Raw genomic sequence first — 24,943 nt, 5'->3', positions numbered from 1 at the left:
GGGTCCACACTCTTAGATACTAGTATGCCAACTTCGGGCCTACTATGGAAAAAGCTTTCCACCGCCCCTTGTAAAGGTTTGTTGAAAAGCTTTCAGAAAGAGTAGATTTCCTTTTTCAATACACCGATATAAGGCAAATTCCTATATTTTTCTGCGTAATCAAGTCCATAACCGACAACAAATGCGTCTGGTACAAGGAATCCGACATAGTCCGCTTTCAAGTCCACTTTTCGGCCTGTCGGTTTGTCAAGCAACGTTACGATTTTTATGGATTTCGCTTTCCGGTATTTGAAGAGTTCGACCAAATAATTCAATGTTTTACCGCTGTCAATAATGTCTTCGATGATCAAGACGTCGCGGCCCTCAACACTTGCATTCAAGTCTTTGACGATTTTCACTTCTCCTGATGAGACTGTTGCATTTCCGTAACTGGATACATCCATGAAATCCAATTCAATATACGCATCGATCCGTTTGATCAAGTCGCTCATGAACGGCAATGCTCCCTTAAGGACACCGATTGCAAGCGGGAATTTATCATGATAATCCGCTGTCAGCACGGCACCAAGTTCCGCAACTTTCTCCTGGATCTGTTCTTCTGTGATGAGTACTTCTTCAATATCTTTCTGCAACATCGAGTTCCCTCTCTTTTCCGTTAAGATTTTCACGTTTTTTCATTTTGAATATGTACTTTTCCTGTTCTGTTTTCCGTTCCCTGAACTGGATGCCATATCGTACGCCAGGAATGGCGCATATTTCCTCGTTCGCAGTTGTGACGACCGGTATCTTCCTTCGTTGTTCGGCACCGATCTTTTCGTCAATGAACAATCTGGACAAGCGCTTCGGCCGGGTCATGCCTGGAAGCAATAGACGATCACCGTCTTTTCTGCCCCTTACGTAAAGCGGCAAATCAGCATTGGGTAAATCGAAATACATCGTTTCCAACGCGTCCGCTTCCATTACATCCGCATCGCCCCAATATAACAGCATATCCCCCCAGATTGTCCATTCGCCCTTTTCCAGCTTGCGAAGGGATGTATCCGGAATCGGCATCTCTTCCACAATCGAAACATTGCCGTATTCCCTCACGAATCGGTATCCTCTTGGAAGATCGATCGTGACATTTCCTGCACTTGCGGACAGATGGTGATGCAATTGATTCAAAAGTGCTGTGTTATATTCTACAGGTTTGATTTCCCCGAAGTATAGATAATTCAATAGTAGTGGAATGAAGCGCTTTTGTAAAGCAGTGTGCATGCTGCTGAAAAGATCCAAGGAGAAGGTCGGAAGCCCGTCTTCAGTGAACGTAACAATGGACGCGAAATGCTCCTTTGCAAGACTGCCCAAGAGCAATTCATCCTCCTGCAGCGCCACCGTCATTTTGACGGTATTCAATGCCGCGGAAGGATTTTCCGACATGATGACCGGCGCGACATGGCGGCGGAGCCGATTCCGCAAATAAGCGTCGCTATCATTGCTGGGGTCCTCCCTGAATTGTGCCCCCCGCTCCTTCACATAGGTCAGCAGCTCTTCCTTCATTGCTGGAAGGAATGGCCTGATGATGCTACCGCCATCGATTTTCCGGCTCAATGGTATGCCGAAAGGGGTGTTCCCCTTGGACATTTGCATGAGCACCGTCTCCAATTGGTCTTCGGCGTGATGCGCTGTCGCCAGTACGTCATAATGTCCCGCCTGCATCACTTCAGTGAAAAAGGCATACCTTCCAGTACGGCAGACGTCCTGCATATTTCCACCTTCCTCATTCAAGATGGAGGGTACGGGTACATTCCCGCCGAAGAAAGGTATTCCAAGCTTTTCGCATAGTCCCTTTACAAGCTTGCCATCATCCGCTGACTCCTGCCCGCGCAGCATGTGATCGACATGGGCGGCAGCCACTTCAATCCGCAGTTTTTCGCGAATTGTGGCCATGAAGAGCAAAAGTGCGACTGAATCCACCCCGCCCGAGCATGCGACTAAGACCCTGCGACCCGATGACAGCAATTTCTCTTTATGAATAAATTCAAGGATTTTCCTTTCGAATGCCTGCATTTTTCGCCCTCCACATTATTGTCTCTTCAACTACCCCTTATTCTACCCCATAACTTTTTCCCGGGAAATAAATCGATTTGTAGGCTTTATTGTCGTCCACTTCGGTAGAACGTGTTCAACCTTCATTACCAACACAGTCCGGTCATCCGCCACAATTCCGAACTTCCTTTCCATTTCGTACATGATACGGTCAGCTATAGGCTCGCAAGAAAGGTGCTCATACTTTTCCAATATTCCATAGATTGCATCTTCCTGTTTTTCAATTGTAACGGAACCGTTGAATACGCCATCCGTCAGCATGACAATAATATCCCCTGACTTCAATTCTTCGTTTGTCGCTTCAACCGAAAATGACGGAAGGAAACCAACAGGAACGGATTTGCTATCAAGCCGGAGGAAGTCTTGGCCCCGTTTAATATACGTGCTCATTGAACCCGCCTTCCAAGACCAAAGCCGTCCATCCTGCAAGTCAACCAAAGCCAAATCCAGCGTCGCATACATATCATCAAGCCCATTCAGCGACATCATATAATGCAATGTATGCATCGCCGTTTCCGGATCCATCTTCCGGTCCAGACATTCCCGCATGAGACGAATCACTTTCCGGCTTTCCCGGTATGCATTTATATCATGCCCCATGCCATCCGATAGTAGAACAGCGGTGAGCCCATCATGAATTGGAAACACTTCATAGGCGTCTCCCGCATGGAATGTACCTCCCCCAGCCGTCGCTACAATTCCATATTCTAATGAAAAACGGACAGACGAGGAAAACATCAGTTGGATATGAGGGAATGGGTCTTGCAGCGCGACAGTTTTCTCCACTTTAAACGGCTCGCGGTAGACTTCCTCCAACAGCGGTAATATGAGACGTTCTGCCACCGTCATATCCGTCTCGAAATCCGAACGTCTTTCAGGGGTTGAAATTACGATCCGGTAAGCCCCCTTCTCCTCTGATAAAATATCGATCTGATAATATTCGATTCCTTGCGACTGCAAATGCTTCCCCAATTCCTCCTCCGCAAGATGGTTAACCGACAACTCCCCTTTTATATCATTCATGATTTTCTCCAAATGAGTGCTCATATCTCTCAATTGCAAGGCAAGCATTTTCCGCCCATGCTGAAGCTGCCCCATCAAGAGATGATTGGAAGCCGACTCCTCCAACTCGGAAATCAAACCTGAAGAACGGATACACTTATATTTGATCTTCTCTTCCACACGATGGCGTGCCGCTTTCTTTGTCGCCGAATACGTCCCTTCCCACTCATATAGGAGACGGGCCATTCCTTCTTCATTTCCCTCCCAGCATTTCGAATACCTGAAACAGGACTGGCATATCGATGGGATATTCTGCGCAGCATTCACGTCATCTGAAGCGAACCGATCATTGACGAGATTGGACATGAATTCAGCAAACTGTTGAAAATCCGATAATTGCTCATCCAGACGGTCGGTCAGCCATTGCTGCCGCTTCACTGATATATCCTGTTGACCTGTCGGCGTAATCATACGCCCGATTGGTTCAACCTTCTTTGCCGGGACAAAGAAGAACAGAAGCGTCGCCAAGCCGATCGTCAAGAAGTGGGATGTATCCAGCGGCAGTGTAAAATCATATAGAAGGAAGAAGACGGATACAGCAAAGCCGCCTGTCGCAATACCCAATTTCCCGAGACGTTTGAATGCGCCTGCAAAAAACCCCGTCATGCCGTATACGGCCATCATCCCGGTAAACGACAATTCCGCAACTCCTGCAATCGCCGCGATCATCATCGCAATCGTCGTGGAAAACGGCAGACCCCCAGCAAGTGCTGCCAGCAAAATGGTCAAATGAAGCAGCAATCCTGAAATTGAAATCGGACCGACCATGAGATTGCCCATCCCTGTTGTCGCCATGATGCCGACAATGCAAACAGCCCCGAGACGTTCCGGCGACCACTGGCCATAAAAGATGCGCTCACGATGAGGAAATGCAACAAACAGGAAAAATGTCATGAACAGCGCCAGTACCGCTTCGAAACCGATCGACAATTGCACATCAACAGGCGTATGCCCGCTATGCATGACAAACTGCCATAAAACTTGGACAACTATGATCGTACCTGCAACTGTCAATGGAATGGACTTCCTCATAAGAGGATGCTTACTCACCACATTAAATAACAACAATTGCAGTAAATGGATCACTGCTTGTCCCAGCCCCAGAAATGCCCCTCCCGCAATTCCGCCGATGAATACGTAAACGAGATGATTCCTGAATCGCATTTGCGCCAACGCCCAAATCGGCAAGAAAAAAGGGACAGCTGCGTTGAACAGAACAGCTTGCGACAAGAAAAACGTGCTCAGTAAAAAGAACGCCGCCATTAATACATACATCTTCCGCTTGCCCATCGTGCTCACCACGTGACGAATCTGTTGGCCTACCGGTCTTTCAAGATTGCCTATCATCTTCATCTCAACATTCCCCCTATGTCTACTTGTCCCTGAGTATACATAGGTCAAGCCAAAGAATTTGTCTGTTCCTGACAAGGGGCCCCATAAATCTTTCGACGAGTTCCGTAGCAATTTTCTGTTTTCCAACGAAAGGTTGACAGACTCCGTCGACCGTTGTATTATGGTTATTGTCGTTCAGAATCAATTGGACAACATGGCGGCGTAGCTCAGCTGGCTAGAGCGTTCGGTTCATACCCGAAAGGTCGTGGGTTCGACCCCCTCCGCCGCTATAATCGAAATGCGTAGAGCGTCGTTTAGCCTCGACAGGTGCTGGAAGCCTTGAGGTTAAAGGCGCTCTTTGCCTTTAACAGCAAGGCTGAAGCATCCCGAGAGGCTGACGCTCGAAGCTGGACAATAACGAAAAAAAGGCGTCCAGTCTTAAGACTGGACGCCTTTTTCATGTCAAAACACGCATAAATCTCTGGAATCACGCATAAAACGAATAACTCACGCATAACTTTCTCCAGAAACGCATAAACTCCTGCAAACACTCATAAACTCCCGCAAACGCGCATAAACTCTCCCAATCACGCATAACTCATTATCGAACCTATCTTCTTATCGAATCGACTCGATTTGTTTCTTATGATGCGAGTCATGCCAGGCAAAATCCGTGAAATATTCCTCCAATGTCAGAACATGCTCCCCAATGTTGAACGGCTTCGTCCATTCCGTCTCATCCACACCTTCAAGCCAATCAATAATTTGTTGCCGATACTGTGTTGCGAGCTCAATCACTTCGTCAAATGAATATTCTTTTGCAAGTATCGCAGCCCGCTCATTGAATGGCCCCCACTCTACATCTTCCAGTATCTCTGATTCTCCCAAACGCCGAAGCCGATGCTCCAAAGTGAACCGATCCCATTCTGCCATATGCATAAGAATCTCCTTTGGCGACCATCTTCCCTCTTGATAAGGTGCATCCGCCTGTTGCTCAGTCAGTGAGCTTAATGAATCCGCCCATTCCAAGTACTTCTTGAGATTATTCATGATTTCATGCATTCCAATTCAGCCCCCCCTTTTCCATTATTCAATATTCGGCAGCTGCAGAATGAAATCCTTTAAAAAATATTTATGAGCGTTTGGAAGTTTTTATGCGTGAATAAATTCATTTATGCGCGTTTCAGTAGAATTATGCGCATTTGGATGAACTTATGCGTCTTTCACCGCGGTTATGCGTCTCTAGGCAGATTTATGCGTAATTCAAGCAACTTATGAGTGTTTGTATGTATCCCCACAAAAAAAACGACCTACATCTTAACTAGATGTAGATCGCTCATAAGAGATTCATTTCCACTAATTGAAACAGCCAGCAAGTTACCCTCTTCTTGCGCCACGGCCACCGCGTTTAGATTCTGTTGCTCTTTTCAAAGTTGAAAGGCGTTCTTCACTGTCTTTCATGAATTTCGCCATCTTTTGCTCAAAATTCTCTGGACGCTCACTATGGCTAGGACGGCCACCGCTGTGACGAGGACGTTGAGGGCGTTGAGGACGTTCAGCTTCCGGTTTCGCTTTTCTGATCGATAACCCGATTTTTCCGTCAGTGCCGACATTCATCACTTTCACTTCAACCATATCGCCTACTTTTAGGTGGTCATTGATATCCTTCACATAATTGTCCGCTACTTCACTAATATGGACCAGACCAGTTGAACCGTTCGGCAGTTCGACGAACGCACCGAAGTTTGTGATCCCTGTAACTTTCCCCTGTAACTTGCTGCCTACTTCAATTGACATAAAAAAAATGCTCCTCCTTAAGATTTAAACGGCCCTTTTCAGATGCCTTTTTACCATATGGCGAGTCCTGCAAGTGCAAGATCCTTACTTTCATTATAGCCAACAAAAAAAGAGTGTCAATAAGACTACTCTTTTCCTTCATCTTTTTCTTCTTTTTTCTTCTTGTTTTCAGGAACAGAGAAGATGATTTCATTTTCGTCAGATAAGAAATATTCTTTCCGTGCAAGCTTGGCAATATAATCATCGTCATCCAATTTCACAAGCTGTTTTTTAAGAAGTTCTTGTTCTTCCTTCACTTCTTCCAACTTTGCAAGCGTCTCCACTTTTTGCTGTTCCTTTTCCTGCAGCGTCTGCTGTTGCTGAATATACATATTCGTCAATCCGCCGAACACTACGAATGCAATCACTGCATAGATGAACAGTTTCTTCTGTAGCCGCTTTTTCTGCTTGTTTCTCCATACTTCCTTTTTACGCAACGAGCGGACATATTCAGTTTCAATCGATGCAACGGTCGTGGTTGATTTCCTTTTCCTTTGCTCCATGTCCTGCACTCCCTCTCATTACGGTACGAAATCCGATAAGTCTAGTAATTATACATCATTCCGTATCGGATTTAAAGAAAGAGTTATAGACTTTGTTATATAGATAGATGAAAGGAGAAAGGAGAAACCTCACAATTTTGACGAGCAACTTGAATATCTGCGTAATGATCTTCACCAGGAGCCTAATGATGAACACAACCGGCTTAATGATTACCATATTCAAGACTCTTCCAAAAAACCTGAAAGGCCGGTGGAATAGTGATGCGTATAACAACATGCCGCAAATTTGGGCAACCGGATCATACATCCTCCATGCCCCGTCCCGGACGATGAAAAGAACGTAGAACGATGCACACCCGATCAAAATCCAGCCAATCACTTCCAAAGGGACCGCGTATTTCCGGATAATCGATGTCTTGCCGGTCGCATCCACGCCAGTTCCGATCAAATCCATGAAAACCCCGGCCCCAATGCCTGTCCCAATCATTGCAAGAAGACTAAGAAACTGGACGGAGAGACTCATCCAAACAATTTATGGAGGAAACCACGTGAACTTGCATCTTCTTCGTCATATTGCATCGTGCTGATTGTGCCTTCCAATGTAAGAAGCCCTTTGTCTACATCCAAATGGACGATACGCAGCTCCTCCCCACGAATTACTAATACTCCTTGAGATGTCCGTACGATGAACTCCTCTTGGTCGAACCGATCGATTGTTTTAACAGATGTAAGATCCATTCTTTTTCGATTTCTCATCGTGATGACATGATCCCCTGATGGAATTGCGTATGTTGGATTGTCGGTCTGGATTTGCATACTATTCCTCCTTTGCTTGTACGTTCACTGCCATCTTATGCGGCAAAATAAAAAAACATGACAGGAAAAGTTCCTGTCATGCCTTCAATCTTCATCGTCAATAAATTCAGGTTCCACCTTGTCCAGCTTCTCTTCTTTCAAGATTGTAAACATCGACGCTGCGTCTTCCTTCTTCGTTGATTCCTTCAACATATCGACACTTACTGTAACAATCTTTTGTCCAAAGCGGATAGCCAGCTCGTCGCCAGGTTTCACGACGGACGATGCTTTCGACACCTTGCCATTGATTGTAATACGGCCTTGGTCGGCCACTTGCTTCGCCAATGTCCGTCTTTTGATTAAGCGTGACACCTTTAAAAACTTATCTAATCTCATTCCTTTTCCCTCCCCTTAGCCTGTTGCCAAAATTCTTCGAGTTCATCTAGCGTATAGGCGGAGAAATCCCCTCTGCCGTTCTTAATACTGTGCTCGACGAACGAAAAGCGTCGTTTGAATTTCTCATTCGCATGCGCCATCGCTTCTTCGGGAGACAGTTTCAAAAATCTCGACAAATTGACGAGTGTAAATAGGACATCCCCCAGTTCATCTGTCTGGCTCTGCTTCGTCCCATTCGCCACTTCCTCTTTGAATTCCTGCCATTCTTCCTCAAATTTATCGAAAGCTCCTGTTATATCCGGCCAATCGAACCCGACTTTCGCCGCTTCCTTTTGATAATTGAATGAAGTGAGCAAGGATGAACTGTGGCGTGCCTGTCCATCCAAGAGCGATTCGGATTGCGGTTTCTCCGCTTTCTTGATTTCCTGCCAATTCTTCAAAACCTCGTCCGAATTTTCCACATTTCGATCACCGAACACATGCGGGTGGCGACGAATCATTTTATCGCCGATCGACTGTAAGACGTCTTCCATTGCAAAATAGCCGTCGTCCTCGCCGATTTGCGCATGTAAAAACACTTGCAGTAACACGTCGCCCAGCTCCTCGATGATGCCTTCATCATCCTCCTGGTCAATCGCTTCGAGCAATTCATGCGCTTCCTCAATTAAATAACGTTTCAAAGACTCATGTGTCTGCTCTCGATCCCACGGGCAGCCATCCGGAGCACGCAAAGTTGCGATGATTTTGCGCAATGTCGACCATTCCTTGAGCCGTCCTTCAAGTTCGCTGACAGGAGGTACATATACTGTCGTCAAGTTATCGATTTCCGTCTCTCTATCCAACTCGAACAACGGCACAGTCCGAAGCTTTTCCAATGAAGAACCCGCCGCCGTCACAATCGTCACCGGATGGTCATAGGCATACTTCTCCATCAGTGATAGCTTCACTTCTGAAGCGATGAACGCATCATACACTTGGCCAATCAACAAATGCTGCGTCATCATGACGTCATCGCGCTTCATGTCCGTACCATCAAGCAGTTGAAACCCTTCAATCGGGTCAATCCGGAGCGCTGCAAAGATCGGATCAAGGAAGCTGTTGCCGCCTGCGAGTTCAAGTTGCACTATGCCAGCACGTTCTTTTTCAATCAATAATTGCACTGTGCGCTCAGCAACGAGAGGATGTCCTGGCACGACATACGTTACTGCCTTTTCGTTTGCCATCAACACTAATTCCTCAACAATCTCTTCATACACTTGCCCAAACTCATCATTTTTTATATAAATCGCGTCGAAGCTTGCTATTTCCATGCCTTCCGCCCGCAATTCCTCAACAGCAGGATGCTGGTCCGTCCTTGCAACGACGAACTCTGCTTCCTTAAGCTTCCGATATACACCGAGGGACAGTTGATCGAGATCTCCGGCGCCAAGGCCGATAATCGTAATTGTATTCATCTTATTCACCTTCTATTTTTAGTGAGAATCAATTGTATACGGGCCAATCTTTTTCCGAACGGCAGCAAATACCATTCCTTTTCCGCCATTATACGTGATTTCATGATAACGACTAGGAAAACGCCCGCCCCTATTGCAACAGCTGTTAAAGCTGTCAACGTTGCACTGATCCGAGATGACAGATTGTCGAATAAAACCTGATCCGCTGCAAGCATCCAAGGGAAAATTACCGCTGCCATCGCAAATGTAGCTAGGAGTAGCCAACCGTAAAAACGGCTAGGTGCCAGTTTCATCGGCCACACGGTTTTGAAATAAAGAAGAAGCCCAAACGCAATTGCCGCAAAACCGATATTCCCTGCAAGCGCTGCACCAGTTACATCATAGAGAGGCACTAACAATTGATTCGCGATTATTTTCACGACAAGCCCGCCAAGAAGAAACAGCGTCGGGATTTTCACTTTGCCGGCGCCTTGCAATATTGCGGTCAATGGTAAGATGAGCGACAGCCAAAAGATCTGAAACGCAAAAATGATCAGTGCAACGGAGCCTTCCCTTGTCTCAAACAGCATTTCATTCACATATGGCAGGACGAAAGCAAGCCCGACAGCCGCCGCCCATCCGAATAAAACAGCCGTCCGGAATGTGAGTTGAATGAATGGCTCCGCGCCGCGACCTTCCTTTTTCGCAGCATGATGCGCAATTAGCGGGACGATCGCAAGTGCCAATGTGGAAGCAATTAAAATCCCCATCTGGACGAGCGGCTGTCCGCGGTCATAGACGCCTTTCAATTCCATCGCAGCATCCGCGACAAAACCTTTCGCAAGCAAACTATTGTAAATCATAAACGAATCCGCCATTTGAAACAGCAACAAGATGAGCGAACTTGCACTGACGCTCAAACTGACAAGCGTCAATTCCTTCACGATGGGCCATGTATCCACTTGTATACGAGGCCCTTTATAGCCATTTCTGTAAAACAGGGCAAGTATGACAACACCTAACGCCTGGCCGATAACAGCGCCCCACATGGCCACTTCGCCTGCTGTGTAAAGGGATGCCCCCACGCGTACAGCCACCCATGTCCCAATAAGGATGATTGCAACCCTCAACACTTGCTCACCGACATTCGAAACGGCAACAGGCGTCATCTGCCCTTCCGATTGGAATGAACCTTTCAACACTGCAAGCATCGGCATGACAAGCACGATATAAGCACCTGCACGAAGAAGTGAGACCAGTTCAGGATCTCCCATCGCCTGTGCGAAAAATGGAGCGAACGCCGTGAGAATGATGAAAAATGATATAGACAGTCCGGCTAAATAAAAAAAGGCGACCCGCTTTATCGCTTTTGCTTCTCCATTACTCGTGCTGCCCGCAAGCAACTTCGAAACCGCCACCGCAAAGCCGTACGATGTCCATACGATAAAAATGCCGATGAACGGATACACTTGCTGGTAAATGAAAAACCCTTTATCCCCGACAAGGTTTTGGAACGGAATCCGGTATACCGCCGCCAGCAGCTTGACGATGATGGCCGATATCGTCAAAATCGACGCACCTTTCATGAATGTTTTCATATTCCAATCCGCTTTGGACATAACTGCGCCTCTTTCGATGTTTTCTTTGTTTCCAGTATAGCATTTCCGGCAAAATCTGTTCCGGTGAATTAATAGAGGGATCTTGAGAGGGGAAAATCCTGTTTAATTCGAAAGGGGTCCATTTATTCCTGGGAAGGGGCCATTCTATCTAAATGAGTTCTCGTTACCGAGCGAAAACTTCTCATTAATCCCGAATAAGTTCTCGTTCCCCAGCAAATAGCTCTCATTCCAAAAACAGCCACACGCTCCGTTGCAGATGAGCGTGTGGCTGTGTCATTTCATTTTCCTCAATAAATACAGCAAATACGGCGTGCCGATAAGCGCGACGATGAGTCCACTCGGGATGTCTTTCGGCGCGATGGCAATCCGTCCGACAAAATCCGCAGTCACTAAAAGCAAACCGCCCAACAATCCTGAGACGACAAGCAGCGGCAAATGGCGGAAACCTACTAATCTACGGGCGATATGAGGCGAAACCAACCCGACGAAGCCGATTGTTCCGACAATCGCGACTCCTGCTGTACTGATTGCGACTCCGACAATCAGCGCCCAGACGCGCGTCGATTTGACGGATAAGCCGAGACCCGATGCCACGTCATCCCCGAACGTCAACACATCTAAGCTCCGCGTCAAATAGACGGCGGGACCGATGAGCAGAACGAGCAACCATAACGACAGCTGCACATCTTCCCAGCCTTTTCCGTACGTGCTGCCAGATAGCCAGACGAGTGCCGAAGCGACCGCCAATTTCGCCTTTACGACGAACACTTGTGTTGCGGCAGATCCGAATGCCGATATCGCAATCCCCATCAACGCAACGAGCATCGGCTGGAAATTGTTTTTCCAAGCCGTCACCATAATGATGCCAAGAGCAACGGCGGCTCCTACTACCGCTCCAAGCGGCATATATTGAACAGGAATTGCAGGGATTGCGACCAATAGCAGCATCGCCCCGGCACCACCCATCGAGGTAACGCCCAACACACTTGCATCCGCCAACGGATTCCGTAAGACGCCTTGCAATAAAACACCGGCAAGCGCAAGCATCACGCCGATGATGAATGCCGTAAGCACACGCGGCACCCGGAAATTCCAGACGACCGGTTTCATCCAATCGAGCGACCATGCCATTCCGTTATAGGATAATGCCAATGCAAAGACAGCGACAATTAAAATCGTAACGATCGAAATGACGACCGGCAGTTTGACCGGCTTCAACGTTCCGCCCATTTGGCGATCGCCTTTCGTATGCGACTTCGCCGTTTTCCAAGCTAAATAAAGCAGCCAAGGTCCGCCAGCTAATGCCGTCATCGCTCCGACAGGCACTTCCTGTCCAGGCTGGATCAACCGGCCGAGCACGTCCGCCCCGATCATCATTACACTGCCCCATAGAAAAGATTGCAGGAATATTTGCAAATGACCGCGGACGCCTAGCATCCGGACGATATGCGGAGCCATCAAACCGATGAACCCGATCGGACCGACGACACTGACCGTCGTCGCCGCAAGCAAAATCGCTGCAGCCCACGCAATTAATTTAACAATACGAACGTTTTGACCAAGCGAAGACGCAACATCTTCACCTAATGATAGAATGTCCATCGGCTTAGCAATTCCTAAAGCGGCGATGAACAGAATAATGATCATCGGACCCGCAAACGCAACGCCGCTCCAATTCAGCTGCACGAGCGTACCAGATCCCCATAAAAAGAGACCGTTTGTCTGATTCTCGAACAACAGCTGCAATGATCCTGTCATGGATGCAAACAGCAAGGAGATGATCATCCCCGTCAAGGCGACACGTACGGGCTCCATCTGTTTCCCCGCCAGAGTGACGACGAGGACGGAAGATAGCACCGCACCTGCAAGCGCAACGAGAAACGGAAAATCGCCTAGCAATGACGGAAAGAAGATCATCGAAACGACGACAAAGAAATACGCACCGGCATTGATGCCGAGCGTGCCTGCAGACGCCAACGGGTTATTCGTCAATGTCTGCAAAATGGCACCCGCCACAGCGAGCGCCCCGCCTGCTAAAATGCCGATTGCCAGACGCGGTAGCCGGAGGGAAAGCACGATATCTTGAATGCGCCCCTCCACCCAAACCTCCTTCAAAAGTTGGGGAACTGTGTAATCAGCTTGGCCTTGCGTCAGATGGATGAAGGATAGAACGACCAACAGGAAAAGACCGATGATCATAACGAACAACGATCTTTTCCCTGAAGCCTTTCCCGCCATTATTTATTGACCATCGTATCGACGATTTGATTCAACAAAGTTTCGGCTGACAGCGGACCTCCATACAACCAAGTATCCTCACCGAGGTTAAATAGTCGGTCTTCTTTTACGAAGTTCAAGTTTCTCCAAACAGCATTATCTTTCAATTGCTTTTCGTATACATTGTCTTCTTCCTGCACCGTATACAAATAGTTTGCATCTTCGTATTTCGTCAACCCTTCGACATTGAATGTGCTCGATCCGAAGACTTCAAATTGATCCGGCACATGCACGTTTTTCAAACCGATTTTCTCAAGAATTTGGGAAGCCATGGAGTTCGGCGTGAACACCCGGATTTCCGGCGCTTGAGGACCTGTGTAAGCTAGCGTCAAGATGACATCCTTCGTCTTCAAGTCGGCTTTCTCGATTTCAGCTTTCGCTTCCTCGTATTTCTCATCTAAGTGCGCCAACACTTTTTCAGCTTTATCCGTCTTGTCTACAGCCTTCGCGATTTCATTGAATGTCGTCGTCATTTCCTTATACAAGTCAATGGACTCGTCTTCCGGATACGGATTGAAAATGACTGTCGGAGCAATTTTCTCCAAATCCTTCAGCATTGCATCATGACGGAAGCTGACGCCGATGATCAAATCCGGCTCAAGCGCAGCGATCGCTTCTAAATTCGGTTCTTGTCTTCCACCTACATCAGCGACATCAGCGCTTAATTCAGCGTCAATATTCACCCAGTTATGGTATTCCTGGATATCCGCCATTCCTGCAGGCTGCATGCCGAGTGCCAGCAGATCTTCCGCATACGTCCACTCGAGGACGACGACTTTCTTAGCAGGCTTATCAAGCGTCACTTCGCCGTTCGAACCGACGATCGTAACACTGTTTTCAGACGTCTCGCCGCCTGCGCCTTTATCTTCCGTTTTCTTCGATGAACAACCGGCCACCAAAATCACACTGAGAGCCAGCAATAAGAATGCTTTCATATATCTATTCATGTTTTACCTCCACGTTGATAATCGTTATCAATTAGTAGTGTAATCTTTTGACCCGTCATTTGTAAAGTGTTTTCAACAAATTAATGATTATCATTCTCAATTGGTTGGGATTATGATATGCTTCTTAGTAATAAGTTCATTCCTTTTAGGATAAATGAAACGGAGGCATTCTGTATGCACCCTACTATAAATACGAAAGACCTTTCCATCGGTTATGAAGATCGTCTTCTTTTCGAGAATTTGAATTTGGCAATTCCTCGTGGCGAGATTACCGTCTTCGTCGGCAGCAATGGTTGCGGTAAGTCCACATTGCTCCGTTCAATCGCCCGTTTATTGAAGCCTTCGGACGGCTCCGTCTTGCTGGAAGGGAAAGATATTCATTCCATGTCTTCTCGCAGTGTCGCGAAGAAGATGGGCATTCTTCCCCAAGGTCCCGTCTCACCTGAAGGATTGACGGTTCACGACCTCGTTAAACAAGGACGGTATCCTCACCAATCATGGCTTTCCCGCTGGACAGCGGAAGATACGAAAAAAGTCGAAGCAGCGATGGAAGCGACGAAAATCAGCGACCTTCGTGACCAGGCGATCGATACATTATCGGGCGGCCAACGCCAGCGTGCGTGGATTGCGATGACACTCGCCCAGGACACGGACGTCATTCTGTTGGATGAGCCTACGACATATCTTGACATGACCCACCAAATTGAAATTTTGGATCTTTTGTTTGAGTTGAATGAACAAAAAGGCCGCACGATCGTAATGGTGCTCCATGATCTGAATTTGGCTTCCCGTTATGCCCATAATATTGTCGCTATTAAAGACGGCGGCGTTTATTCGCAAGGCAGACCTGAGAATATCATCACATGCGATCTCGTTCGAGCGGTTTTCGGCATGGAATGTCAAGTGTCGACGGATCCCCTTTTCGGAACGCCGCACTGTGTTCCATACGGCCGTGGACGCTGCGTCGTACAGGAAGTAAGGAGCAATACAGGTGCCTAAGCTGAACGAAGAGCACATTGCATCGTTAGAACGGTTTGGCATCTTTCTGAACAGGCAGCCTGACGCATTCACGAACGCCCAAGCAATTTTGTCGGAAACGGCGAGCACTGAATTGTTTTCGGAAATTCAAACGTTAACCAAAGCCCCGACAGATGCCGTGGCGGCTTCTGTCTATATGAGGAGGCACGGTTTCTTTATGACAGGACTGTTCCATATGCTCAGCAAATTCAACCTGCTCTATACCGGCAAGTTGGAAGACGTCTCTTTATTCATCGAAAACGGGACGATTCAGTTTACCATTCCGCCAGATTCATTCGAAGACGTACAAGACCGGCACGAGGCGATCCATTCCCTTCTTGGACAGTACGGACATCCCGTTGTCGAATATATGAGCAAGCGCGCGCATGTTTCCAAACTGATCCTTTGGGAGAATGTATGGGGCTATGTGCTCTGGATGTATACAATGCTTCTTAACGAAGACTGCCCATCTGCACAAAGTGACCTCGATTTCTTATTGGATAATGAAACATGGAAACCGCATATGAGGCGCTCGCCCTTCAAACAGTATTTGCAGAATGAAGAACCGCTTGAAGCAATGGCAAATTACAAACGGACCACTTGCTGCCTATTAAAGGAACTTCCAGATACAGAGAAGTGTCCTTATTGTCCGTTAAATAGAACATAAAACAGCCTTCCCGCACCTATTTTAGTCGGTACGCGAAGGCTGTTTTTTATTGTTCTGTATATATAGGCTGACTAAATCAACTGATTGCACTTAGATAGAGGTTAAATGAATCTTCTACTTCATGTCCCACCAGTGCAATAAAGTCGGTAATCATTTATTGTATGGGCTTTATCAAGTGCTTCGTAATAGGCTAATCGATTTTCCACCTTAATAATTACTCGCGGGAACCCATCATAGCATCAGCTATTACTGAATCAGCCTCTTTCGTTGAGATTAGAGAAGCAAGGTCCTTAATTATTTTCATTTATGGTTGTTTCCAGGGATTCGGAATATCTTTCATTTCCGGATGGTCCCAGAATTCAGGGCCAGGATAGCCTATATATAAATAAAGGTCGTTGTTAGGAGATTGTGTTGTCGCTTTTATAATTTGACTCTTCTCTTCTGAGTAGATATAACGATTGTACTCATCTTCAATAAATTTAAATCCTTCATAATGAGTAAATAACTCTTCAAAGTAATCTTTATCTACTTTTATTAATACAATCGAGTCTAATTTATCATTATAAAAATTGAAACTCGCTAACCCATCATAATTTATGACAAAATCAGACCCGCTTCCATCCGCTTGCCCTATTATATAGTTTTCACCTAATCGTTCAATAACTTTCGATGGTGAGTCACCTAACGTTACTCCATGAAAATATAGGTAACCTCTTTCATCAGTGAATGTGGGTTTGGCTAAATCTACATTTAAGTTGGTTGAAGAAGAGTGGTGACTTTTAATATTCCGTTGCGTTATATATAGATATTCTGCTTCTTTTTTCAAGTGTGATTCTGCATAGGATAGTGTTACGTAAAGATTTTCATTATTTGGCTGCGTTGATGACTCTATTATTTGATTGGTCTCATTAGAGTAGAAAAAACGAACATCATCAATGTGGAAAAGTGTAAACTTAAATCCACCGTAGTCATTAAATAATTTGTTAAAGTAATCTTCATCTACATTCACGAATACGATTGAATCTAATTTATCTTCAATAAAAGAGAATTCCGCCTGACCCTCATAATTCATTACAACGTCTGCCTCACTGCCGTCCTCTTCACTATCATCCTCTTGCACGATTGTAAAATTCTCACCATAGACTTCGATTACTTTTGCTTGGGAGTCACCTAACGTTATTCCCTCGAGATAAAATACCCCTTGTTCTTCGGAGAATATAGGTTTTGATAAATCTATGTCTATTTTCGTTGGAGACGGTTGTTCGGCTACAGACGGTTCATTTTCAGTCAATACTTCGTTTATGACAAAAAGCATTGCGCTCATTGTTACTACAGCGCCAATTATGATATATCTCCAATTATGTTTTCGTCTCTTTGATCTATTTTGGATCTCCTCCACAACGTTTCGCATAACCCTTTTTTTACTATCCGTTATATCCTTCACTTCAGTAGGAATGAATTTATCCATTTAGCAGTACCTCCCATTCAATTCCTATCAGCTGATTTTTCAACAGTTCTCTACCGCGTCGCAATCGGGTTTTGACTGTGTTTTCAGGAATGGCTAAAAGACTCGCTATCGCAACAATCGTCATTTCGTGAAAATAAAAGTATATGAGAACCTCACGTTGTTTCAACGGCAATTGAAGGATTGCTTCTCCAATTATTGTTTCTTCATCTTTTCTAACCAATTCATCTGATTTCATTGCAGGTTCTGTGTGGAATAATCTGTTTTGCAACTTTACCTTTCTATAAGTCCAGCTTTTCAAATAATCTTTGCTTTTATTAGCCGTCATTTTTGTTAGGAAAGCTTTTACTTCTCCCCGTTCTTCATAATTACTTTGACTGTGGTAAAACTTTATGAATACTTCCTGTACAATGTCTTCTGCTGCTTGGAGATCTTTCACGTAATAATAGGCTAGCCGTATTAAATGCTCCGTGTATTGAAACATTAATTCTTTTATTTCATTCGTATCTGTCACAGCTTCAACCCCTTTCCCTATATAGTAAACGATTCTCAAACTTCCAAGGTTTGAATATTTTAAATTTATTTGTTTAGAACTATTTCCGACAAACAAAAACAGCCCACCCGCACCGGTTTTTCCCGGTGCGTGCAGGCTGTTTTTCATTGTTCCATTTGTTTCGCCAAAAAATGAGCTGCAGTTTCTGCTGCTTTTTGTTCGGCTTCTCCGATGAAATGTACTTTCGATAATAAATAGACGGCGCCAATTGTGTCTCCGCCCGCTACAATCGGAGCGATACAATAGGACTTAACTTGCTCGACTTGTCCAGGCACCCATTCCACTGCCTTTTCAAGTTTCTCCGTAACGATGGTTCGGCCCTTTAAAATATCTTCCACGTCCGGAGCCAATTGGCGGTTCAAATAATCTTTTTTCGATAATCCGGATACGGCGATCATTTCATCCCTGTCACTGATCAGGGCGGGTGTTCCGAGGGTTTCATATAGTGTTTCTGCGTACTCTTTCGCAAATTGACCGAGCTCGGAAATAGGGGAATATTTCTTCAGGATAACCTCGCCATCCCTGTCGGTGAAGATTTCAAGCGGGTCCCCTTCGCGAATGCGAAGCGTCCGTCTGATCTCCTTCGGGATGACCACCCTCCCCAGATCATCAATTCTGCGCACGATTCCTGTTGCTTTCATGCATGATGCCTCACTTTCCAAAAATTAAAACCGTTTTCCGTTCGGATATAGTATGCATCATGCTTGGACATTTTATGCAATAGTTCCTTTAGACGGAATCTGTGGAAACGGACTCTTTGATAGACGAATGCAGAATCCTCATCATCTCCTCAAGAACGTCAAATTCCGTCTTTTTGCCTGTATGGCGCTCATCAACCGTTATGATAAGCCTGCCGTCTTCCATCGTAAAGCCGACAGCACGGCCGAATTCCATGGAGTCGGAAACAATTTTTGCTCCATCCGTCTTCGCCGTACCTTCTTCAGTTAAACGGATTTCAATGACTGAACGTTGTTTTTTAATCGATTCGACACCCGCCATGCGACCCCATGCCTTTATCCTTCCGACACGAAGCAACAGGTCGGCTTCAAGTGGCAAGTCGCCGAACCGGTCGGTCATCTCATCGACGAGCTCGGAGTAATCCTCCTCGCTTTCGATTGCTTTCACCCGTTTATACATTTGGATCTTCTGGAATCCGTCTTTAATATACGAATCCGGTAAATAGGCATTAATTGGCAAGGAAATTTCAACGTCCTGAATTTCGGATTTTACGATGCCCGTCTGTTTCTCCTCAATTGCCTCTTGTAACATTTGTGAGTACAGATCAAAACCGACAGAGTCGATGAAGCCGTGCTGCTGGGAACCTAGCAAGTTCCCCGCTCCACGGATCGACAAGTCCCGCATCGCGATTTTAAAACCAGATCCGAGTTCCGTGAATTCCTTGATCGCCTGCAGTCGGTTTTCCGCTACTTCTGTCAGCACTTTGTCACGCTGATAGAGGAAGTAGCCGTATGCAACACGGTTCGACCGTCCGACTCGTCCGCGTAGCTGATACAGCTGGGACAAGCCCATGCGGTCCGCATCATGGACGATGAGCGTGTTGACGTTCGGAATATCGATGCCCGTCTCGATGATCGTTGTCGTGACGAGGACATCGTATTCACCTTCCAGGAAACTTAGAATTACGGATTCGAGCGTCGACTCGTTCATTTGCCCGTGGGCGAAAGCGACACGCGCTTCCGGGACGAGCTGCTTGATTTCATCGACTTTGCGTGTCATATCTTCGACGCGGTTGTATAGATAAAACACTTGACCACCGCGCCCCAGCTCGCGCTCAATCGCTTCCCTTACAAGACCGAAGTTATGCTCCATGACATATGTCTGGACCGGGAAACGGTTTGCTGGAGGCGTTTCGATGACGGACAAATCCCGGACACCGAGCATCGACATATGCAACGTCCTTGGTATTGGCGTCGCTGTCAATGTGAGAACGTCCACATTCGTTTTCAACTGCTTGAGCTTTTCCTTATGCGTCACGCCGAATCGCTGCTCCTCATCGACGATGAGCAAGCCTAGATCTTTATACGCCACGTCCTTAGATAGGAGGCGGTGTGTGCCGACGACGATATCGATCGTTCCGGCCTTCAACCCTTTCAACGTTTCCGTCTGCTCTTTCCGCGTACGGAAGCGGTTTAATAAAGATACCTCCACCGGAAACCCGGAGAACCGTTCCTTCATCGTTTCATAATGCTGTTGGGCAAGAATCGTTGTCGGAACGAGGAACGCGACTTGCTTGCCGTCCGCGACTGCCTTGAACGCTGCACGAATCGCCACTTCCGTCTTCCCATATCCGACATCGCCGCAAAGAAGTCGGTCCATCGGACGCTCTCTCTCCATATCGCGTTTCACTTCCTCGATGGAACGAAGCTGATCTTCTGTCTCGTCGTATGGGAATGCATTTTCAAAGGAGCGCATTAGATCATCGTCCTCCGAGAATGCAAACCCTCTTTCAGCTTCGCGCTGCGCATATAGCTTGATCAGATCGTCCGCGATATCCTTGACGGCGGATGACACTTTACTCTTCGTCTTTTTCCATTCAGCGCCCCCGAGTTTATGGAGTTTTGGTTCCCTTTCCCCAGATGCAACGTATTTCTGAATCAAGTCGATTTGGTCCGCCGGGACGAAAAGTTTATCCTCCCCACGATAGCGGATATCAAGATAGTCTTTATGGACGCCGCCCACTTCGAGTGTCACAACGCCATAATATTTACCGATTCCGTGATGGACATGGACGATATGGTCGCCAGGTTTGATCTCCGAATAGCTTTTGATGCGTTCAGCGTTTGTCATTTTTTGCGGACGGGCTTTCCGCTTCGGTTTCCCTTTGAACAGCTCCGCGTCCGTAATGACCGCTAGACGTTGAAAAGGCAATTCGAATCCTGCGGAAAGGTCCCCTTCGATGATGGAAATAGTTCCCGCGCCTGTCGGCTTGCCGTTCACTGCCGCATCCATCTCATAATCTCTTAGAATCGATTGCACCTTCGCCATCCGCTCTTTCCCATCAGCAACGATAAAGATATTGTATTTCCCTTGCTGCCAACGATCCATTTCGTTTTTCAACAAGTTCATCTGCCCATGGAATTCCTGCATCGGTTTGCAGGAGAACGAGACTGTTTTCTTTAGGACGATGCCCGGCACAGCCCTTACGAATAATGATAAGTACGACTTGGGATGATTGAGCATTTTATGCATCTCTTCGAATGAAAACGAGAGTTTCGCGTCTTGAACAATCTTGCCTTCCTCGAGAAGAGTCAGAAACCATTCCTTCTCTTCACTTTCAAGAGAGGAAGACACTTCAAGAATCCGTCCAATTTCGTCGAATAGAACAATGCCATTTTCGGGAAAATAATCACCAAGATAGGATGGGACACGGTCTGAAAACGATACATGCTTCATCATCCCTTCCGGAGTGATGCCGTCGCGCAACAGGCCGATGTCTCGGGTTATATTCATCGTAAGGGATTCTTTTGCCTCTTCATTTTTCATCCGCTTCAGGCTTGCACGAAGGGCGTCCTCCAAGTTCGAGGCAATTTGAGACAATTCCGCGGCGTCCCAAACATATTCCGTAGCAGGAAGGATTGTCACTTCTGTCAGTTTGTCGGTTGAGCGCTGATCTTCCGCGGAGAACATCCGGATGGAGTCGACATCCGTGTCAAACAGCTCAATTCGGATCGGGTTTTCCATATTCAATGGATACACGTCCAAAATGCCGCCCCTCAGAGCGAAATCGCCCGGCGCGGTTACCATGTCCTGTCTTCCATAGCCCATTTCCACAAGTTTCCGGATGCATTCGTCCACATCAATGCTGTCATCCAGATGCACTGATAAGGAATTTTTGATCCATCTCTCTTTCGGAGGAAGTAGTTTCTTCATTCCCGCGACAGGCGTAATATAGACTCCCTTGCCAATTCGCGCCATATGATCGAGCGTATCAATTCGGTTTGCGCGCAGTTCATAACTGGACACAGAAAAATCGGCAGCGATCAATTCCTCTGCCGGATACAAATGAACGAGTGATTCGCCGAGCATCTTCACAAGGTCTTCATATGTACGTTGTGCTTGAAGCATATTGGGAGTGATGATCAGGATCGGCTTCTCTGCTGACTGCTGGACAGTCTTGAAGAAGACGGCCTTTGCGCCGCCAGATAGCCCGGCCAGCAATTGACGGTCCCGTCCTGTTTTTAACTCCTCAACAACTTTAGTAATCTCTTTGTCTTGTAGAAATAAATCTATTAGCGCATCCAATGATTATTTTCCTCGCTTTGCAGTAAATAAAATTAAGTGAAAAAAGCTTTGCGCGCGCAACACGCCAAAGCAGAAAAACCTATTGTATCCATTTCCGTAATGCATAGTAATTGGGATTCATCCGCAACGACTGTTCACATTGCTCACAAATGCAACGAACCGTCATTGAACCATTCTTATCATATTCGAGGAAGTGCTCCCCTTGTCCTTCTTCCGCATTTTTCAGTTCCCGGAGGATCTCTTCGGCAGATGAGAGCGGGATGCTGCCGACCTCTGTGTTGCAATGCCTGCATGAATAACGAACGTCATTCGGTTTCATCGGTTTCATCGACCCCTTTTTAACAAAGTATAGGCTTGGGAGCCGGTGATTATTCCTTATGAACCATTATAGTTATTCATTACGTCTAAAAATGGCCTCTTGAGCCAATCCACACAGGCAGAAGCGCTTTTTTCGACCATCTCTTCAATAAGCGGCTGTTCTTCCTTGCTGAATGGTGAAAGTACATAGTCTGCTACTTTCATGCCGCCGGTCGGACGACCGACTCCAATGCGGATCCTGTTGAAGGAATCCGAGCCAAGATGGGCGATTAACGATTTCATCCCGTTATGGCCGCCGGCACTACCTTTTTGACGCAGCCGTAATTTGCCGGGAACGAGGTCAAGGTCATCGTACAGTACAACGATATCATCGAGTTCCACATCGTAGTAATCCATGAGCGGACCGACACATTCTCCAGATAGATTCATATATGTCAAAGGTTTGACGAGCATCACTTTTCCTTCGGGACGGTGGATGATCGTATAGGCGCCGTTGAATTTCAATTGCATGGCAGGCGCGTCAAGTCGACGAGCCAATTCATCGATAACATGGAATCCGACGTTATGCCGGGTTTTCTCATATTGCTTCCCCGGGTTTCCGAGGCCGATTATCATTTTCATGAGGCGTATCTTCCTTTTGAATTAATTATAAAAAGGGCGCACGCTTTGCACGTGCGCTCCAACTGCTGTATATTATTCTTCCTCTTTACCACCGATGACTTCCGGTTCTGCATTTGCAGCACCTGCATCAGCTTCAAGCTCTTCCATTTCCGCTTCGGTACGTGGAGCGGAGATTAGAACGAGTGCGTAATCATCGTCAGAAAGTATTTCAAACTTAGATTTCGCACGTACGTCTGCGACTGTAATCGTGTCACCGATTTGCATCTCGGAAATATCAACTTCAAACGACTCCGGAATATCCGAAGGTTTGACTTTGATCGTCACTTCGCGGTTCGGCTGTTGTACGACGCCGCCTTCCTTCTCGCCGACGGAGTTGCCGACAAGATGTACCGTAACGTCGACTTCAAGCTCTTCTGCCATATCAATTGCGAGGAAGTCCGCGTGGCGGATATCGCCTATTAAAGCATCCTCTTGGAAATCATTCAATACGACGTTCAATTGCTTGCCATCTACTTCAAGTTTGAGAACGCCATTGCGTCCGACTTCACGCAATGTTTTCAGCAGGTCGCTCTCTTTTACGGCAATCGGTGTAGATTCTGTATTATATCCATAAACGACTGATGGGATGAACCCATCATTTCTTAGTGCTGTTAATGCTGATCTCGTTTTTACTTCTCTTGATTTCGACTGAATTGCTGTACTCATTTGCGTAGTCACCTTTCTTGAAAAAAAGTTATTCTATCTCTTGAAATACCCAAAATCAGACGACATGAAACTAGCTGGCTTGCTTATTCAAACAATGTGCTGACAGATTTCTTTTCAAACACACGGATAACTGCTTCACCCAAAAGCTTTGCAATCGATAATTGTTTAATTTTCGGGGATCTTTTGCTTTCCGGCAGTTCGATCGAATTCGTAATGATCAATTCCTTGATTTGCGAATTGTCGATTCTTTCGATGGCAGGACCGGATAATACCGGATGCGTACAGCAAGCGTACACTTCCTTCGCGCCACTCTCGATGATCGCGTTCGCTGCGATTGTAATCGTTCCGGCAGTATCGATGATATCATCAATCAGAATAGCTGTTTTCCCTTCGACGTTCCCTACGATGCTCATCACTTCGGCAACGTTTGGACGTGGACGGCGTTTGTCAATGATAGCGATTGGCGCTTTCATACGATCCGCCATCTTCCGTGCCCGTGTTACTCCGCCATGATCCGGAGAGACGATGACGAGCTCGTTGCCCTCCAAGCCTTTTCCTTTGAAGTATTCCGTCAAAATCGGTTCTGCAACGAGATGATCAATCGGAATATCAAAGAAGCCTTGGATTTGCGGTGCATGCAGATCAATAGCAATGACGCGGTCAGCACCCGCTTTTTCAAGCAAGTTGGCCACAAGCTTCGCCGTGATCGGTTCACGGGAACGCGCTTTACGGTCTTGGCGTGCATAACCATAATAAGGCATAACTACATTGATTGTACGGGCTGATGCGCGCATCAATGCATCAATCATGATAAGGAGCTCCATTAGGTTATCATTGACTGGATAGGAGGTTGATTGGATGACAAAAACATCGCAACCCCGGATACTTTCTTCGATATTGATTTGAATTTCTCCATCGCTGAAGCGCTTGACAGAGCACTTGCCGAGTGGGCGTCCGATTTCGTCCGCTACTTCCCGTGCAAGTGATTCGTTGGAATTTAAAGAGAATATCTTCAGTTTATCATTAGGATAATGATTAGCCATCAT

General features: G+C 46.5%; 23 protein-coding genes and 1 tRNA gene. 3 read left to right on the top strand and 21 right to left on the bottom strand.

Features of this window, described 5'->3' with window-relative positions; genetic code table 11:
* Positions 1-92: 92 nt before the first annotated feature.
* Genes hpt through M3191_RS16780 form a run of 3 tightly spaced genes read right to left on the bottom strand, consistent with a single transcriptional unit; the run spans position 93 to position 4,503 of the window.
* Complete coding sequence (hpt, locus tag M3191_RS16790; protein WP_251701511.1) at positions 93-635, bottom strand: hypoxanthine phosphoribosyltransferase; 543 nt, start codon at positions 633-635, stop codon at positions 93-95.
* Positions 616-2,049 carry a tRNA lysidine(34) synthetase TilS gene (gene tilS / locus M3191_RS16785; RefSeq protein ID WP_251701510.1) on the bottom strand — a complete coding sequence of 478 codons (1,434 nt, stop codon included), beginning with the start codon at positions 2,047-2,049 and terminating at the stop codon, positions 616-618. The genes hpt and tilS overlap by 20 nt, the downstream gene beginning before the upstream one ends.
* Positions 2,050-2,091: 42 nt before the next feature.
* Positions 2,092-4,503 carry a SpoIIE family protein phosphatase gene (locus M3191_RS16780; protein ID WP_251701509.1) on the bottom strand — a complete coding sequence of 804 codons (2,412 nt, stop codon included), beginning with the start codon at positions 4,501-4,503 and terminating at the stop codon, positions 2,092-2,094.
* 195 nt (positions 4,504-4,698) lie between these two features.
* Between M3191_RS16780 and M3191_RS16775 the strand changes: the two genes are divergently transcribed.
* Positions 4,699-4,772: transfer RNA gene (locus M3191_RS16775), tRNA-Met, on the top strand.
* Between the two features lie 328 nt (positions 4,773-5,100).
* Here M3191_RS16775 and M3191_RS16770 read toward each other — a convergent pair.
* From M3191_RS16770 to M3191_RS16725, 10 genes are all read right to left on the bottom strand, one after another.
* The gene (locus tag M3191_RS16770) at positions 5,101-5,544 is read right to left on the bottom strand and encodes a DinB family protein (RefSeq protein WP_251701508.1); all 444 of its coding nucleotides are present in this window, start codon (positions 5,542-5,544) and stop codon (positions 5,101-5,103) included.
* 315 nt (positions 5,545-5,859) lie between these two features.
* Positions 5,860-6,279: a S1 domain-containing RNA-binding protein gene (locus M3191_RS16765; RefSeq protein WP_251701507.1), complete on the bottom strand. Its 420-nt coding sequence runs from the start codon at positions 6,277-6,279 to the stop codon at positions 5,860-5,862.
* A 125-nt stretch (positions 6,280-6,404) separates the two neighbouring features.
* Positions 6,405-6,821 carry an FtsB family cell division protein gene (locus M3191_RS16760; protein ID WP_251701506.1) on the bottom strand — a complete coding sequence of 139 codons (417 nt, stop codon included), beginning with the start codon at positions 6,819-6,821 and terminating at the stop codon, positions 6,405-6,407.
* A gap of 55 nt (positions 6,822-6,876) precedes the next feature.
* Positions 6,877-7,344 carry a spore cortex biosynthesis protein YabQ gene (yabQ, locus tag M3191_RS16755; protein WP_353056538.1) on the bottom strand — a complete coding sequence of 156 codons (468 nt, stop codon included), beginning with the start codon at positions 7,342-7,344 and terminating at the stop codon, positions 6,877-6,879.
* Positions 7,341-7,637 carry a sporulation protein YabP gene (gene yabP / locus M3191_RS16750; RefSeq protein ID WP_251629840.1) on the bottom strand — a complete coding sequence of 99 codons (297 nt, stop codon included), beginning with the start codon at positions 7,635-7,637 and terminating at the stop codon, positions 7,341-7,343. The genes yabQ and yabP overlap by 4 nt, the downstream gene beginning before the upstream one ends.
* Positions 7,638-7,721: 84 nt before the next feature.
* On the bottom strand, positions 7,722-8,012 hold the full coding sequence (locus M3191_RS16745) for an RNA-binding S4 domain-containing protein (RefSeq protein ID WP_251697093.1): 291 nt from the start codon (positions 8,010-8,012) through the stop codon (positions 7,722-7,724).
* Complete coding sequence (mazG, locus tag M3191_RS16740) at positions 8,009-9,466, bottom strand: nucleoside triphosphate pyrophosphohydrolase (RefSeq protein ID WP_251701504.1); 1,458 nt, start codon at positions 9,464-9,466, stop codon at positions 8,009-8,011. The genes M3191_RS16745 and mazG overlap by 4 nt, the downstream gene beginning before the upstream one ends.
* Before the next feature lie 5 nt (positions 9,467-9,471).
* On the bottom strand, positions 9,472-11,064 hold the full coding sequence (locus M3191_RS16735) for a putative polysaccharide biosynthesis protein (RefSeq protein WP_251701503.1): 1,593 nt from the start codon (positions 11,062-11,064) through the stop codon (positions 9,472-9,474).
* A 273-nt stretch (positions 11,065-11,337) separates the two neighbouring features.
* Positions 11,338-13,263 (bottom strand): iron ABC transporter permease, encoded by a 1,926-nt coding sequence (locus M3191_RS16730; protein ID WP_251701524.1) that lies wholly within the window; start codon positions 13,261-13,263, stop codon positions 11,338-11,340.
* 38 nt (positions 13,264-13,301) lie between these two features.
* Positions 13,302-14,288, bottom strand: coding sequence for an ABC transporter substrate-binding protein (locus tag M3191_RS16725; RefSeq protein WP_251701502.1), 987 nt, complete (start codon positions 14,286-14,288; stop codon positions 13,302-13,304).
* Between the two features lie 174 nt (positions 14,289-14,462).
* Here M3191_RS16725 and M3191_RS16720 point away from each other — a divergent pair, with 174 nt between their 5' ends.
* Complete coding sequence (locus M3191_RS16720) at positions 14,463-15,287, top strand: ABC transporter ATP-binding protein (protein WP_251701501.1); 825 nt, start codon at positions 14,463-14,465, stop codon at positions 15,285-15,287.
* On the top strand, positions 15,280-15,972 hold the full coding sequence (locus tag M3191_RS16715; RefSeq protein WP_251701500.1) for an IucA/IucC family C-terminal-domain containing protein: 693 nt from the start codon (positions 15,280-15,282) through the stop codon (positions 15,970-15,972). Before M3191_RS16720 ends, M3191_RS16715 begins: the two co-directional genes overlap by 8 nt.
* 304 nt (positions 15,973-16,276) lie before the next feature.
* Here M3191_RS16715 and M3191_RS16710 read toward each other — a convergent pair whose 3' ends face one another.
* From M3191_RS16710 to M3191_RS16675, 8 genes are all read right to left on the bottom strand, one after another.
* Complete coding sequence (locus M3191_RS16710) at positions 16,277-17,440, bottom strand: hypothetical protein (RefSeq protein ID WP_251701499.1); 1,164 nt, start codon at positions 17,438-17,440, stop codon at positions 16,277-16,279.
* Entirely contained in the window at positions 17,433-18,098 is a 666-nt protein-coding gene (locus M3191_RS16705) for a sigma-70 family RNA polymerase sigma factor (protein WP_251701498.1), read from the bottom strand. Before M3191_RS16705 ends, M3191_RS16710 begins: the two co-directional genes overlap by 8 nt.
* Positions 18,095-18,631: a stage V sporulation protein T gene (gene spoVT / locus M3191_RS16700; RefSeq protein WP_060205952.1), complete on the bottom strand. Its 537-nt coding sequence runs from the start codon at positions 18,629-18,631 to the stop codon at positions 18,095-18,097. Before spoVT ends, M3191_RS16705 begins: the two co-directional genes overlap by 4 nt.
* An 88-nt stretch (positions 18,632-18,719) precedes the next feature.
* On the bottom strand, positions 18,720-22,253 hold the full coding sequence (mfd, locus tag M3191_RS16695) for a transcription-repair coupling factor (RefSeq protein ID WP_251701497.1): 3,534 nt from the start codon (positions 22,251-22,253) through the stop codon (positions 18,720-18,722).
* 79 nt (positions 22,254-22,332) lie between these two features.
* Positions 22,333-22,581, bottom strand: a complete 249-nt coding sequence (locus M3191_RS16690) for an anti-sigma-F factor Fin (protein ID WP_251701496.1) — start codon at positions 22,579-22,581, stop codon at positions 22,333-22,335.
* Positions 22,582-22,628: 47 nt separating this feature from the next.
* The gene (gene pth / locus M3191_RS16685; RefSeq protein WP_251701495.1) at positions 22,629-23,192 is read right to left on the bottom strand and encodes an aminoacyl-tRNA hydrolase; all 564 of its coding nucleotides are present in this window, start codon (positions 23,190-23,192) and stop codon (positions 22,629-22,631) included.
* Between the two features lie 72 nt (positions 23,193-23,264).
* On the bottom strand, positions 23,265-23,897 hold the full coding sequence (locus M3191_RS16680; RefSeq protein WP_251701494.1) for a 50S ribosomal protein L25/general stress protein Ctc: 633 nt from the start codon (positions 23,895-23,897) through the stop codon (positions 23,265-23,267).
* Positions 23,898-23,980: 83 nt separating this feature from the next.
* Positions 23,981-24,940, bottom strand: a complete 960-nt coding sequence (locus M3191_RS16675) for a ribose-phosphate diphosphokinase (RefSeq protein WP_251697072.1) — start codon at positions 24,938-24,940, stop codon at positions 23,981-23,983.
* Between the last annotated feature and the right edge of the window lie 3 nt (positions 24,941-24,943).

The sequence above is a fragment of the Sporosarcina luteola genome, from assembly GCF_023715535.1.
Classification (GTDB): domain Bacteria; phylum Bacillota; class Bacilli; order Bacillales_A; family Planococcaceae; genus Sporosarcina; species Sporosarcina luteola_B.
Note: the sequence above shows the minus strand (reverse complement) of the source record. Positions and strands in the feature narration are given on the sequence as shown.